The organism is Burkholderia sp. SRS-25, from assembly GCF_004343765.1.
Lineage (GTDB): Bacteria > Pseudomonadota > Gammaproteobacteria > Burkholderiales > Burkholderiaceae > Burkholderia > Burkholderia contaminans.
Map to the genome: position 1 here is coordinate 194,741 of NZ_PTXM01000011.1, position 14,296 is coordinate 209,036.

Sequence of the window (14,296 nt, forward strand, 5' to 3'; positions counted from 1 at the left end):
AACGCCGAACGCCGAACGCCAAGCGCCAAGCGCCAAGCGCCGAACGGCCATCAGGCCGTTCGGCACACGTCACCGGCACACGTCACCGCGCGCGCGCCTTCCATCTCCGCAACAGCAACGCGTTGGTCACGACGCTGACGCTCGAAAACGCCATCGCCGCGCCCGCGATCACCGGGTTCAGCCAGCCGAGCGCCGCGAGCGGCACGCCGACCAGGTTGTAGACGAACGCCCAGAACAGGTTCTGCTGGATCTTCCGATACGTGCGCCGGGAGATGTCGATCGCGTCGGCGACGAGCGCCGGGTCGCCGCGCATCAGCGTGATGCCGGCCGTGTGCATCGCGACATCCGTACCGGTCGCCATCGCGATGCCGACATCGGCCGCCGCGAGCGCGGGCGCATCGTTGATCCCGTCGCCGACCATCGCGACGATCCCGCCGTGCGTGCGCTTCAACTCGGTGACGACACGCGCCTTGTCGTCGGGCAGCACCTGCGCATGCACCTCGCCGATGCCGAGCGACGCCGCGACGGCGGCCGCGCTGCCGCGGTTGTCGCCCGTCACGAGTACGCTCGCGACACCGCGCGCCGACAGCGCCGCGATCGCGTCGCGGGCGCCCGGCTTCACGGTGTCGCCGAAAGCGATCAGCGCGAGCAACGCGCGCGGCGTGTCGGCGCGCATCAGCCACGAGATCGTGTTGCCCGCGTGCTCGAGCTCCGCCGCGCGTGCGTCGAGCGCGGGCGGCACCGCGATGCCGAGCTCGTCGCGCCAGCGCGTGCTGCCGAGCGCGAGCAACTGCCCGCCGACACGTGCTTCCACGCCGCGTCCGGCCACCGCACGCGCATCGGCGACGACGGGCGATGACACCGCACCGCCGCGTGCGGCCAGTTCGGCTTCGTGCGCGGCGACCACGGCGCGCGCGAGCGGATGGTCGCTCTGGCGTTGCACCGCCGCCGCGAGCGCGAGCGCTTCGTCATGCGGCACGCCGACCGCTTCGAACGCCGTCACGGACGGCTTGCCTTCGGTCAGCGTACCGGTCTTGTCGAACGCGATCACGGTCGTGCGCTGCGCGAGTTCGAGCGCCTGCGCATCCTTGATCAGCACGCCGTGCCGGGCCGCGACGCCCGTGCCGGCCATGATCGCGGCGGGCGTCGCGAGGCCGAGCGCGCATGGGCACGCGATGACGAGCACCGCGACCGCGTTGAGGACCGCGGTTTCCGTGCCGGCGCCGGCGATCAGCCAGCCGACCAGCGTCAGCAAGGCGATGCCGAGGATCGCCGGCACGAATACCTCGCTCACGCGATCGACGAGCCGCTGGATCGGCGCCTTCTCGGCCTGCGCGGATTCGACGAGGCGGATGATGCGTGCGAGCGTCGTTTCCGCGCCGATCGCGGTGGTTTCGACGACGAGCGCGCCTTCGCCGTTGATCGAGCCGGCCGTGACGGGGTCGCCGTCGTCCTTCGGCACGGGCAGGCTTTCGCCGGTGATCAGCGATTCGTCGATGTGCGAGCGGCCCGTCACGATCCGGCCGTCGACCGGCACGCGCTCGCCGGGACGGATGCTGACGCGGGTGCCGACGCGCACCTGCGCCAGCGGCACGTCGCGCTCGACGCCGTGCTCGATGACGCGCGCGCGGTCGGGACGCAGCGCGTTCAGCGCGCGGATCGCGTCGGTGGTCTGGCGCTTCGCGCGCGACTCGAGCCACTTGCCGAAGCGCACCAGCGTGACGATGACGGCCGACGCCTCGAAATACAGGTGGCCGGGGTGCAGGGGGGCACGCAGCAGCATCCACAGGCTCAGCCCGTACGCGGCCGACGTGCCGAGCGCGACGAGCAGGTCCATGTTGCCGGTGCGTGCCTTCACCGCATGCCAGGCCGCGCGATAGAAGCGTGCGCCGTAGCCGAACTGGACGATCGATGCGAGCATGAGCTGGAGCCAGCCGGGCAGCATCAGGTCGATGCCGAACGGCGCGACGAGCATCGGTGCGACAAGGGGCGCGCTCAGCACGGCGGACCAGATCACGAGATCGCGTTCACGAATCGCTTCGAGATGCTTGCGGGCGTCGGGGTCTTGCGCGGGGCCGGCCGGTTGCGCGTCAGCCCCGGCGGCGGCACCAGCTGATGATGTGGCGGAGAGCGACGCGCGGTAGCCGGCGGTGGTGACGGCCGCGATCAGCGTCGCGGCGTCGAGCGCACCGGCGCCGTGTACGGAAGCGCGCTCGGTCGCGAGGTTGACGGAAGCGCGCGCGACGCCCGGCACGGCGGCCAGCGCCTTTTCGACGCGGCCGGCGCAGGATGCGCAGGTCATTCCGCCGATGTCGAGTTCGAGATCGGCGGGGGCGGAGGAGGCCGCCGGCGGGATCGCGGCGCCGGCCACCGGCGTCGCGCCATAACCGGCTTGTTTCACGGCTTCGGCGAGCCGGGCGGCGGTCACGTCGGACGTGGCGTCGACGGTAGCCCGCTCGGTCGCGAGGTTGACCGACGCACGCGTGACGCCCGGCACCTTCGCGAGCGCCTTTTCGACGCGCGACACGCACGATGCACAGGTCATCCCGTCGATATCGAGTTCGATGACGGGGCTGTCGGCCGGAAGCGGGTGGCGGGCGGTCGAAGCGGCGGCGGCGGCCATCGGCGCGGTCGATGCTTCGACAGGATGGGCATGCGTCGTCGTGGCGTCTTCGGGCAGCGGCTCGCGCACGGCGGCGCGGTAGCCGGCTGCGCCGACCGCCTCGACGAGTTGTGCGGCTTCGACCGTATCGTGCGCTGTCACAGCCGCCGTGTGCGTGTCGAGGTCGACCGTCGCCTCGACGACGCCCGGTATCGCGGCCAGCGCCCGTTGCACGCGGCCCGTACAGCCGCCGCAATGCATGCCGTCGATGCTCAGCTCGATCGTATGCAGCGCTGCGGAGGCAAGTGGTTCAGTCATGTCGGATTCCCTGAATGCGCGGCTCATGCCGCCAATGATCCCAGTATCAACATTCCCATGATGGTAAGGTCAAGCGGTGGATGATGCATGCGATGCAAGGCGGGCGGATCGGCTGAGGCCATCCTGGTTCACAGGGTGCCACGACCCGGAAAAAGCGAACGCCCGGCTTCCACGAGGAAGGCCGGGCGTCACGTGCCTCGCGCAATCGCACGGTTACGCGCAGAGCTTGGCGCTTGCGAGACGGTTCAGGCTGACGCCTTGTTCGGCGGCCTGGATCACCAGCGCACGGTGAGCTTGCGGCGGGATACGAACCTTGAATTCACCGCTATAGGTTCGGTCGGCGATCCGCTCGGGCACCTAAAGCCAGCCGAAACCCGCTTCGATGTCGCCCCAATTATCCTGAAGATCCGGCGAGATCTTTTGGGACCCTTTCGGCCCGCGGATACGCGCCACCCGCTAATCGGCATATTGGGGGATGCCCTGAGGCGCTATGATACCGGCCTGACATCAGCGCCCAGCGTTATGAACCGTCGCGAAACGGTTGCCAGGGCAGGCTGGGGTGCCTTGCTTTCGCCATTCGCAAGTCGAACAAGGCGTTGACTGAAAAGAACGATATTCGGCCAGTAATCGATGATTGAAAACCAGCAGGAATCAGTTTTTCTGCGGCGCGCGTGCGCGTCGCTCGCCCTCGCGGCGTTGCTAGCGGGGTGCGCGTCGCAACCGGATGCAATCCAGCGTAAAACCGGCTGGATGCGGGCGGAAGTCGCCGACTCCTACGTTTACGCGTATCCGCTCGTGCTGATGGACGTCGCGAAGGAAGCGGCAACCGGCGGCGACGGCGCGCAACCGGGGCAGGCGCCGCTCAACACGCTGCGCCATGCGCAGGCGCTGCCGCCCGTCGGCGCGGTCAATCCGCCGCTGCCGGGCGTCGACACGCTCGACTCGACCGGCTGGCTCGACGTCGCGACCGAACCCGTGATCGTCACGTTGCCCGACACGCGCGGCCGCTACTGGGATGCGCGCGCACTCGACATGTGGACGAACGTGCTGTGGTCGTCGTCGAGCGTGGCCGCACGCGGGGCACGCGGCGGCGCGCGATCGCAAACGATTGCCTTCGCCGCGAAGGACTGGCAGGGCACGTTGCCGAAGGGTGCGGTCCGGATCGACGTCCCGTCGGCCAACGCGTGGCTCGAAGTCCGGCTGCAGACGAGCGGCGGGCGCGACCTGACGAACGTGAAGAAACTGCAGCGCGCGATCCGCGTGGTGCCGCTGTCCGTCTACACGGGCGCGGCGCGCGGCGCGTCGGTCGCGGTCCATGCGGGCAGCGCGCCGTCCGAAGCGGTGGGCGGCGGCACGCCGGCCGAGCAGGTGGCCGCGCTCGATCCGAAGGCGTTCTTCACGCGCTTCGCGCAGGCGCTGCAGGACAACCCGGCGCCGGCCGACGATGCGCACGCACAGGAACTGCTCAGCGACATCGGCGTGTCGGCCGGCTATCCGGTGCTGTGGACGGGCGACCGCCTCACGGCCGCGACGGCCGGCGTTGCCGAGGCGCGCGCGCGGCTCTCGACCCCGCCGTCGAACCTGCTGAACGCGAACGGCTGGAGCTGGATCGGCGATACGGCCGGCAAGTACGGCCAGGACTACACGCTGCGCGCGTACGCGGCCTACACGCAGTTCGGCACCGCGACGCGCGACGACGAAACGCTCGCGGTCGTCCGCGTCGACAGCGACGGCCATGCGCTGAACGGCGCGAATCGCTATGTGCTGCATTTCGCGCCGGGCGCGCTGCCGCCGGTGCGCGCGTTCTGGACGCTGACACCCTATACGACCAACGGCGCGCTGCCCGACGTCGGGTCGGCGCGCCGCTCGCTCGGAGATCGCGACCGCCTGCGCCGCAACCACGACGGCTCGATCGACATCGTCGTGTCGGCGTCGCCGGGCGGCACGCAGGCGGCCAACTGGCTGCCGGCGCCGCGCGCCGATTTCGCACTTGCGTTGCGCCTGTACGCGCCGAAGCCGCAGGCGAGCGACGGGTCGTGGATGCCGCCCGTCATCGTCCGGAAATGAACGGATGACCGGCGGCGTTGTCCGACCGGCGGGCGCGACGGCGCCCGAACCCCGTACCGTCACCTCCTGAGCCTATACTTTCGGGATAGCGTGCGCGGCCGCCCGGTTCTCCGGCGCGGCCCGGCATTCCATCCCGAGGCATTCAAGCATGGCAAGCGCAGACAAAGAAACCGTACCCTCCACCCTCCATGCCCTCGGTGGCGTTGCACGCTCGCGCCGGGCCCGGCGCATCGGCATCGGCCTGCTGATCTTCATCGTTTTGTTCGGACTGCTCGGGTTCTTCGCGGCGCCGCCGCTGATCCGCCATATCGCCGAACAGCAATTGAGCAAGCAGCTCGACCGGCCGGCCACGATCCAGCGCATCGCGCTGAACCCGTACACGCTGAACCTCGAAGCCGACGGCATCCATCTCGGCGACAAAGGCGGCCAGGGCGACTTCGTCGACATCGCGAAGCTCGTCGTGCGGCCGTCGTGGTCGTCGCTGTTCCGCGCCGCGCCGATCGTCAATGAAGTTCGCCTCGACTCGCCGCGCTTTCATATCGTCCGCTACGACGCGCAACGCTTCAACTTCACCGACCTGATCGAGAAGTTCTCGACGCCGTCGCCGAAACCCGAGAGCAAGCCGACGCAGTTCTCGGTGTCGAACATCCAGGTCAACAACGGCCGGATCGATTTCGACGACCGTCTGCTGAACGAAAAGCACGTCGTCGACAACTGGACGCTCGGCATTCCGTACATCGCGACGCTGGCCTCGAAGACCGACATCTTCGTCGAGCCGAAGCTGCGCGCGCGCTTCGACGGCAGCCCGATCGCGATCGACGGCAAGACCAAGCCGTTCGCGCAGTCGCGCGAATCGGAGATCGCGCTGAAATTCGACGGCCTCGACGTGCCGAAGCTGATCTCGTACGTGCCGGCGAAGCTGCCGGTGGCCGTGACGAGCGGCCTCTTGAGCAGCGACCTCTCGGTCAATTTCGTGATGAGCGGCGAGACGCCCGCGCTGCGCGTGTCGGGCACCGTCGACCTGAAGGACGCGAAGGTGACGGACCATGCGTCCGCGCCGCTGTTCGCCGCGCGCGGCGTGCACGTCGCGGCGGCCAGCCTCGAGCCGCTGCGCAACGCGATGCACTTCGACGAGATCCGGATCGACCAGCCGGTGGTCGACCTGTCGCGCGACAAGCAGGGCGTGCTGAACGTCGAGAAGCTCGCCGCGCAGCCGGCCGCCGCACCGAAGGCCGCCGAAGGCAAGCCGGCGTCGGCGGGCACGGCGGCCGCTTCCGCCGCTGCCGAAGCCGCCGCCAGCGGGGCAAAGGCCGAAGCCGGCGCCGGCGCGAACGAGGCGCCCCCGCTCGACCTGACGATCCGCCATTTCGCGATCGACGGCGGCACGGTCAACGTCGACGACCGCGTGCCGGCGACGCCGACCGCGCTGTCGCTCACGAAGCTCGCCGCGACGCTCGACGGCTTCACGATGCAGGGCAAGACGCCCGCGAAATATACGCTGTCGACGTCGCTGTCGCGCGGCGGCGACGTGACGGCCGAAGGCTCGTTCAATCTCGCGGAGAAGCAGGTCGAGAGCAAGCTGACGGTCGCCGCGCTCGCGCTGCCGGCGCTGCAGCCGTATCTCGGCGAGGCGACGCGTGCGCGCGTGCTCGACGGCACGCTCGGCGCGACCGTCAACGCGAAGGCCGACTGGGGCAAGACGCCGCTCGCCGCACAGGTTGCCGACAGCACGGTCAGCCTGAAGTCGCTGAAGATCGCGACGCCCGATGCGAAGGCGCCCGCGATCGTGCTGCCCGACGCGAGCGCGAAGATCGCGAAAGTCGACGTCGCCACGCGCATCGCGGAGATCGCGAGCGTCGACGCAAGCGGGCTCGCGCTCGACGTGCAGCGCCTGAAGGACGGCAAGATCGACCTCGCGGCGCTGGCCGAACCTGCCCAGGCGTCGGTGCCGAAACGCACGGTCGCGCGCAAGGCCGAGGCCGCCGCGCCGTCGTGGCATTACCGGATCGACGCGCTGAACGTGAAGGATGCGTCCGCGAACTTCACCGACCTGTCGACGCCGCGCCCGGTGAAGCTGGCGATCAAGCCGCTGGACCTGTCGGTGCAGAAGATCAGCGACGACATGACCAAGCCGCTGCCCGTGCAGCTGAAGGCGACGCTGAACCGCAAGGGTTCGCTGAACGTGACGGGCGACGTGACCGCGCAGCCGCTGAAGCTCGGCCTGAAGATCAACGGCAACCGCCTCGACGCGGCCGCGTTCGAGCCGTACTTCGGCAGCGCGCTGAACGCGACGATCGCCAGTGCGCTGCTCAATGCGCAGGGCAACCTGACGTTCGCACAGGTGAAGAACGCGCCGCGCGCGACCTATCGCGGCGATGTCGCGCTCGTCGACGTGCGGATGCTCGACAAGGCGACGTCCGACCCGTTCGCGGGCTGGCGCTCGCTCGCGCTGACGAACCTGAAGGCGAACTACGACGAGAAGGGCACCGACGTCGATGCCGCGCGCGTGACGTTCTCGAACTTCTACGGCCGCGTGCTGCTCGACGCGCAGGGGCGTTTGAACCTGAAGGACGTGGTCGCGAAGGAAACGGGCCCCGCGCAGTCGCTCACGCGTGACGCGAGCAAGGGCGAGCCGGTGCCGCTGTCGCCTGGCATGACGCCGCCGGCTGCCGCCCAGGCCGCGTCGGCCGCGGCCGCGCAGCAGGCGTTGGCGCCGGCCGCGGCCTCGGCGACGGTGGTCGTGAAGGCCGCGCCGCCGCCGCAGAACCCGGTGCGCATGCATTTCGGCGAGTTGCTGCTGCAGAACGGCCGCGTGACGTATACCGACAACTTCATCAAGCCGAACTACACGGCGAACCTCATTGCGATCAAGGGCACGGTCGGCGCGTTCGGCACGGATTCGACGACGTCCGCGCCGGTCGACGTCGCCGCGAACCTCGCGGGCAACGGGCCGATCTCGATCAAGGGTTCGGTGAACCCGCTGATCGAGAAGCCGGCGCTCGACCTCACCGCGACCGCGCACGACATCGAGCTGACCAACCTGACGCCGTACTCGGCGAAGTACGCGGGCTACCCGATCACGAAGGGCAAGCTCAACGTCGACCTGCATTACGAACTGGCGAACGACCAGCTGAAGGCAAACAACCACATCTTCATCGACCAGCTCACGTTCGGCGACCATGTGGAGAACGACACGGCGACCAGGCTGCCGGTGAAGCTCGCGATCTCGCTGCTGAAGAACACGCGCGGCCAGATCGACGTGAACCTGCCGGTGTCCGGCTCGCTGTCGAATCCGGAGTTCAGCGTCGGCGGGCTGATCTGGCGCGCGGTGCTGAACCTGATCGCGAAGGCCGTCACGTCGCCGTTCTCGCTGCTCGCGCATGCGTTCGGCGGCGGCGGCGAGGATCTCGGCTACGTCGAATTCGCGCCGGGCTCGTACCAGCTCGACGACGCGCAGCAGAAGAAGCTCGACACCGTCGTGAAGATGCTGACCGAGAAGCCGTCGATCCGCCTCGACCTGATCGGCCGCGTCGATCCGGCGAAGGACACGTCGGGGCTCGGCGACGCGTACGTCGAGCGGCTCGTGCGCCAGCAGAAGCTGAAGGACGTGGTCGGGCAGGGCGAGAGCATCGACCCGATGTCGGTGAAGGTCGAGCCGGCCGAGTACAGCAAGTACCTGACCCGCGCGTACAAGGCCGCCGACTTCAAGAAGCCGCGCAACGTGATCGGCCTGCAGAAGACGCTGCCCGACGCCGACATGAAGAAGGCGCTCGCCGAGCACGCGCCGGCCGACGACAACGCGCTGCGTGCGCTCGCGCAGCAGCGCGCGCAGGCGGTGCGCCAGTATCTCGACGGGAAGATCGATTCGAGCCGCATGTTCATCGTCGCGCCGAAGCTCGATGCGAAGGGCATCGAGGACAAGGGCGCGACCACTCGCGTCGACTTCGGCCTGCAGTAAGCAGGCCATCCGCCGCCGCGCCCGTTCATCCGTTCGGGCGCGGCGGCGCGTTTCCTTCAGCGTTCAGCGCGCGGCGATCGCCGGTTCCTCGCGCTTGCCCAACTCCTTTTTTGCAGCCAGCGGCAGACGCGCGTCGTCCCACTGCGCCAGCCATTCGACTTCCTTCGCGGTGAACACCTGTCCGTAGTTGCGCAACGCGTACTGCAACGCGTCGACGACGTGGTGGCGAATGATCTCGGGGGTGCGTGCATCGTCCAGCACGAACCGGAGGGCTTCCAGGGTCGACATACTCGTGCTCCGGGTCAGGGAAAACCCTTTATCACACGCCAATAGTCGCGCGCCAAGCCGGAAAAAAATCGTACGGCCGATGACACCGCGGACGGTTTGGCCGATGCACCGGCGTAGTGCCGGCAGGTGAGCGCGCCTTTCGCAATGTTCGCCAGGCCACATTGCTTTGCGACCGGTTCGTGTCACTTGCGATTGGTTACGTTTGATAGAAAACAGAAAGCCCCGCTTCATGCGAGCGACCCACGACGCGCCCATATTCTTGCGCGCCTGATGGCAAGTCACGCAGTTCAACGTCAATCGAAGAGGTGGGGTGATCATGTCTTTCCTTGGTAAGCAGCGGAAGGTGGTGGCAATGGTGGCGGGCGCGCTGGCGCTCGCCGGTGCGGGTGCGCACGCCGCGCAGCAGAACGACGACAGTCACGGCGAGGGCCGCGACCACGCGAGCCGCGTCGTGAAACACGTGCTGCTGATCAGCGTCGACGGCCTGCACGAGCAGGATCTCGCGCGCTGCATCGGCGCGAACACGTGCCCGAACATCGCGGTGCTCGCGAAGAGCGGCGTGACGTACACGAATGCCTATACGCCGGGCCTGTCGGATTCGTTCCCCGGCCTCGCCGCGCTCGTGACGGGCGGCTCGCCGAAGACGGCCGGCCTGTTCTACGACGTGTCGTACGACCGCAACCTGTACGCGCCGGGCGATACGAGCTGCTCGGGCAAGCAGGGCTGGAACGTCGTGTTCGACGAGACGACCGGCATCGATGCCGAGAACGGCGGCGCGCTCATCCACCTCGACGGCGGCGGCGCGTTCAACCCGCAGGCGATCCCGAACGCGAAGGTCAACGACAAGTGCGTGCCGGTCTATCCGCACAACTACGTGAAGACCAACACGGTGTTCGAGGCCGTGAAGGCCGGCATCCCGAACGCGACCACCGCGTGGGCCGACAAGCACGCGTGGGGCTACGACTGGCTGAACGGGCCGTCGGGCACCGGCGTCGACGACCTGATGCGCACCGAGATCAACTCGATCGACCCGGTGACGAAGACGGACTACACCGACGTCTATTCGCATACCGCGCAGTTCGACAACCTGCACGTGCAGGCGCTGATCAACCAGATCAACGGCCGTGACTCGACGGGCACGAAGAGCGCGCCGGTGCCGACGCTGTTCGGCGGCAACTTCCAGACGCTCAGCGTCGCGCAGAAGGCGCCGGTCGCGAAGGGCGGCGGCTATCTCGATGCGAACTTCACGCCGAACGGGCAGGTCGCGAACGCGATCACGTACGTCGACAACTCGATCGGCCATGTCGTCGCGGCGCTGAAGCAGGCGAACCTGTATGCGTCGACGGCCGTGATCGTCACGGCGAAGCACGGCCAGTCGCCGACCGATCACACGAAGCTCGTGAAGAACGGCGACACGCTGACGAAGCTGCTCGAAGCGAACAACTACATCGACCCGAACGGCAACTTCGGCCAGAACAACACGACGACGGGCAACCTGAACGACGGCTCGGGCCTGGTCGGCACCGGCTTCGTGCAGACCGACGACGTCGGCCTGATCTGGCTGCGCGACCGCAACCAGCGCACGGCCGTGGTGCAGACGCTGAAGGCGAACCTCGGCTGCAACGCGCCGGGGATCTGCGCGGACGGCCCGCAGGCGTACGTGCTGTACGGCGCGGCGCTCGCCGAGCGCTTCGGCGATCCGGCCAACGGCCGCACGCCGGACATCGTCGTCCAGCCGAATCCGGGCGTGATCTACACGTCGAGCACGAAGAAGGACGAGGAGCACGGCGGCAACGCGCCGGACGACAGCCACCTCGGCCTGCTCGTGTCGTATCCGGGCCTGCATCGCGCACGCTCGGTGACCGACACGGTCGGCACGAAGCAGGTCGCGCCGACGATCCTCGGGCTGCTCGGTGCCGACCCGCGCCTGCTGCATGCGGTGGTGGCAGAGGGCACGGAGGTGCTGCCGGGGCTCGGCATCCGCCGCTGACGGCGACAGCCGGACGCCGCTGCCCGGTGGTGTCCGGTGCGGCGGGGCGCGCGGCCGAGCGCGTCCTGCCGTATGACGAATGCGGGCCGGCTTACGCCGGCGCGCATTCGTCCAGCATCCATTCCCTGAAGTGCCGCAACGCTTCGCTCGTTTCAAGGCGTTCCGGCGCATAGCACAGGTAGTGCCCCTGCGCGTCGACCTCGACGGGCGCATCGAACGGTTCGACGAGCGTGCCGGCCGCGAGATTGTCCGCGATCAGGAAACGCGGCACGAGCGCGAGCCCGAGTCCCGCCTGCGCGGCCTGGATCAGCACCGAATACTGTTCGAAGCGGGGCCCGGCGAGCGCGTTCATCTGGGTCGCGCGATGGCGTTCTGCCCAGGTGGACCACGCGATTTCCGCTTGCTCGTGCACGAGACGCGGCGCCGTGACCGCGTCGGCGGGCGTGCGCAATGCGTGCCGCTCGGCGAATTCACGCGTACAGACCGGCACGAAGGTTCGCCCGTCCAGGTAATCGCTTCGCACCCCTTCCCAGGCGCCGTCGCCGTAGCGGATCGCCGCGTCGAGCCCGAACGGAAAGATGTCGCCGTGCGCGAGATGGCGGCGAAAGCTCAGCGTGACGCTCGGCGCGACGGCCAGGAAGCGCGAGAGCCGCGGTACGAGCCACTTGGTCGTGAACGTCGGCACGCTGGCGATCGTCAGCAGGTCGTCGTTCTCGCGCGCGCTCAGCAGTTCGATCGACGCGTTGCCGATCTCGCGCAACGGGCCGGCCACGCGTGCGTGGTACACCTGCCCGGCACGCGTGAGCACGAGGCTGCGCCCCTCGCGCACGAACAGCTTCACGCCGAACAGCGCCTCGAGATTCGCGATCTGCCGGCTGACCGCACTGGGCGTCAGGCCCAGTTCGCGGGCCGCGTAGGAGAAGTTCAGGGTCTTCGCTGAACAGGTGAATGCGTGCAGTTCGGAGACGTTCGGATACAGGTGCTTCATCGCGACTATTCCTTCGGCGCACAGATCGATGCGGGCTTTGTACGTTTTTTTCATGACGATGCCATGTCGGCTCCGCACACTGCGGCCATCCAGAAAACGCGTGACAGCCCCGCCCGGTGGGCGTTGCGCGGTGTCTTCGTCTCTTGTCCGCGAGTGTTTTCATGCCTGCGTCTACCGCCCCGGCCCTGGCCGATGGTGTTCCGATTTCGCGTAACAGGCCGGTGCGTCCGCGTGCCGGACGCCTCTTGCTGCACGCGCTCGTCGCGGTGTTCGGGCTCTACCTGTTGCTGCCGATCGCGCTGCTGCTGATCGGCTCGGTGGGCCAGTCGTGGACGAACACGCTGCTGCCGACCGGCTTCACCTGGCGCTGGTTCGCCGATCTCGCCGGAAATCGCAGCTTCACCCGCGCATTCGGCGTGAGCCTGACGGTGGCGCTGGCGTGCTGCGCGCTGAACGCCGCGGTCGGCCTGCCGCTCGCGTATGCGCTGCATCACCGTGCGCAGGCCGGGCGCGGCATGGCGACCCGCCTCGTGATGTTGATGCCGGTGGCCGTGCCCGCGCTGACGCTCGGCTTCGGCTATATCGCGATCTTCAGCGGCGACACGCTGCCATGGCTCGGCACGCTGCCGCTGATGATCGCGGCCCATGCGGTGCTGACGCTGCCGTACCTGCTGCAGACGCTGCTCAGCGATCTGCGCCACCTCGGGCTCGCGCGCCTCGAGGCCTGCGCGGCGACGCTCGGTGCGACGCCGCTGCGCCAGTTCGTCACGATCGTGCTGCCGAACCTGCGGCACAGCCTGTTTTCGGGGCTGGTGATGGTGGCTGCGCTGTCAATCGGCGAATTCCAGATATCGAACCTGATCGCCGGCTTTCGCTATCGCAACTATCCGATCGTGCTGCTGCAGGCGTTCTACGGCGCGTCGGGGATGGCGTGCGCGGCGACCGTCGTGCTGCTCGTCCTCGCCGTGCTCGCGACGCTCGTATCGGTCGGCACCGTGCAACGTATGAAGTGAGTCCGTCATGAGTCTCGAGTTCGAACACGTCAGTTTCCAGTATCCCGGCGCGCGGCACGGCGTCGACGACGTCACGCTGTCCGCCGCGCAAGGCGAGCTGCTCGCGGTGATGGGGCGCAGCGGCTCCGGCAAGTCCACGCTGCTGCGGCTCGCGGCCGGCCTGCTCGACGGCGGCAGCGGCCGCATCGCGATCGGCGGCGCCGACATGGCCGGCGTGCCGGTGTGGCGGCGCGAGGTCGGCATGGTGTTCCAGCACTACGCGCTGTTCCCGAACCTGTCGGTGGCCGACAACGTCGCGTACGGGCTGAAAATGCGCGGCGTCGCGGCCGAGGTTCGGCGGCGTCGCGCGCGTGACATGCTCGAGCGGGTCGGCCTCGCGGCACATGCAGAACGCGGCATCGCGATGCTGTCCGGCGGGCAGCAGCAGCGTGTCGCGCTCGCGCGTGCGCTCGTGATCGAACCGAAGCTGCTGCTGCTCGACGAGCCGCTGGCAGCGCTCGATGCCGGCATCCGCCATCAGCTGCGCGACGAGATTCGCGCGCTGCAGCGTGCGTGCGGCGCGACGACGCTGCTCGTCACGCACGACCAGGACGAGGCGCTGAGCATGGCCGACCGCGTCGCGATCGTCGACGGCGGGCGAGTGCTCCAGGTGGGCACGCCGCGCGACCTGTACGAGCGGCCCGTGTCCGCGCAGGTCGCGCGCTTCGTCGGGCATTCGACGCTGCTGCGCGGCCGCGTGACCGCGCACGATACGGTCGACGTGCGGTTCGCGACGCTGCGCGTCGAGACCGGCGGGCACCGGACGGGCGCCGAGGTCGAGGTGCTGGTGCGGCCCGAGCACGTGGAGGCCGATCCGCCGGCGCACGGCGTGAACCGCATCGACGGCGCGCCGGGCGACGTGCGCTACTTCGGCGCGACGCAACGCTACGACTTCATTCCCGCCGGCTCGGCCGACCCGCTGCTGTGCGAAGGCCGCGTGCCGGCCACCCTGCGGATCGCGATCGACCCGCGCCATCTGCTCGTGCTGCCGGCCGCGCCGGAGGCGCAATGACCCCTTTCATTCAACGGAGAA

General features: G+C 68.8%; 8 protein-coding genes and 1 pseudogene. 5 read left to right on the forward strand and 4 right to left on the reverse strand.

Translation table 11 applies throughout. From position 1 onward, the window contains the following. Positions 1-82 precede the first annotated feature (82 nt). Both C5O79_RS17455 and C5O79_RS17460 read right to left on the reverse strand, forming a co-directional pair. Positions 83-2,920: a heavy metal translocating P-type ATPase gene (locus C5O79_RS17455; RefSeq protein WP_122477067.1), complete on the reverse strand. Its 2,838-nt coding sequence runs from the start codon at positions 2,918-2,920 to the stop codon at positions 83-85. Between the two features lie 213 nt (positions 2,921-3,133). Continuing rightward, positions 3,134-3,277: pseudogene (locus tag C5O79_RS17460) on the reverse strand (toxin-antitoxin system HicB family antitoxin); the annotation flags it as partial. Between the two features lie 273 nt (positions 3,278-3,550). Here C5O79_RS17460 and C5O79_RS17465 point away from each other — a divergent pair. Together C5O79_RS17465 and C5O79_RS17470 are read left to right on the forward strand one after the other, a co-directional pair. After that, a complete protein-coding gene (locus tag C5O79_RS17465; RefSeq protein WP_047851330.1) occupies positions 3,551-4,987 on the forward strand; it encodes a DUF1254 domain-containing protein in 1,437 nt (478 codons plus the stop codon). Positions 4,988-5,135: 148 nt separating this feature from the next. Continuing rightward, positions 5,136-8,945, forward strand: coding sequence for a DUF748 domain-containing protein (locus tag C5O79_RS17470; RefSeq protein ID WP_122477065.1), 3,810 nt, complete (start codon positions 5,136-5,138; stop codon positions 8,943-8,945). Between the two features lie 63 nt (positions 8,946-9,008). Here the strand turns inward: C5O79_RS17470 and C5O79_RS17475 are convergent, their stop codons facing one another. Next, positions 9,009-9,233: a hypothetical protein gene (locus tag C5O79_RS17475; RefSeq protein ID WP_027790361.1), complete on the reverse strand. Its 225-nt coding sequence runs from the start codon at positions 9,231-9,233 to the stop codon at positions 9,009-9,011. A 310-nt stretch (positions 9,234-9,543) separates the two neighbouring features. On the opposite strand from C5O79_RS17475, the gene C5O79_RS17485 reads away from it, so the two are divergent. Beyond that, positions 9,544-11,223 carry an alkaline phosphatase family protein gene (locus C5O79_RS17485; RefSeq protein WP_122477062.1) on the forward strand — a complete coding sequence of 560 codons (1,680 nt, stop codon included), beginning with the start codon at positions 9,544-9,546 and terminating at the stop codon, positions 11,221-11,223. A gap of 91 nt (positions 11,224-11,314) precedes the next feature. On the opposite strand, the gene C5O79_RS17490 is transcribed toward C5O79_RS17485, so the two are convergent. Next, complete coding sequence (locus C5O79_RS17490; RefSeq protein ID WP_122477554.1) at positions 11,315-12,211, reverse strand: LysR substrate-binding domain-containing protein; 897 nt, start codon at positions 12,209-12,211, stop codon at positions 11,315-11,317. Positions 12,212-12,372: 161 nt separating this feature from the next. Between C5O79_RS17490 and C5O79_RS17495 the strand changes: the two genes are divergently transcribed. Both C5O79_RS17495 and C5O79_RS17500 read left to right on the forward strand, forming a co-directional pair. After that, the gene (locus tag C5O79_RS17495; protein WP_122477058.1) at positions 12,373-13,224 is read left to right on the forward strand and encodes an ABC transporter permease subunit; all 852 of its coding nucleotides are present in this window, start codon (positions 12,373-12,375) and stop codon (positions 13,222-13,224) included. Between the two features lie 7 nt (positions 13,225-13,231). Beyond that, entirely contained in the window at positions 13,232-14,275 is a 1,044-nt protein-coding gene (locus C5O79_RS17500; RefSeq protein ID WP_122477056.1) for an ABC transporter ATP-binding protein, read from the forward strand. Positions 14,276-14,296: the final 21 nt, after the last annotated feature.

Bases quoted from the DNA above. Each gene is read 5' to 3' on its own strand.
- C5O79_RS17465 (WP_047851330.1), top strand. From the start codon at position 3,551: ATGATTGAAAACCAGCAGGAATCAGTTTTTCTGCGGCGCGCGTGCGCG.
- C5O79_RS17475 (WP_027790361.1), bottom strand. From the start codon at position 9,233: ATGTCGACCCTGGAAGCCCTCCGGTTCGTGCTGGACGATGCACGCACC.
- C5O79_RS17455 (WP_122477067.1), bottom strand. From the start codon at position 2,920: ATGACTGAACCACTTGCCTCCGCAGCGCTGCATACGATCGAGCTGAGC.
- C5O79_RS17470 (WP_122477065.1), top strand. From the start codon at position 5,136: ATGGCAAGCGCAGACAAAGAAACCGTACCCTCCACCCTCCATGCCCTC.
- C5O79_RS17495 (WP_122477058.1), top strand. From the start codon at position 12,373: ATGCCTGCGTCTACCGCCCCGGCCCTGGCCGATGGTGTTCCGATTTCG.
- C5O79_RS17490 (WP_122477554.1), bottom strand. From the start codon at position 12,211: ATGAAGCACCTGTATCCGAACGTCTCCGAACTGCACGCATTCACCTGT.
- C5O79_RS17500 (WP_122477056.1), top strand. From the start codon at position 13,232: ATGAGTCTCGAGTTCGAACACGTCAGTTTCCAGTATCCCGGCGCGCGG.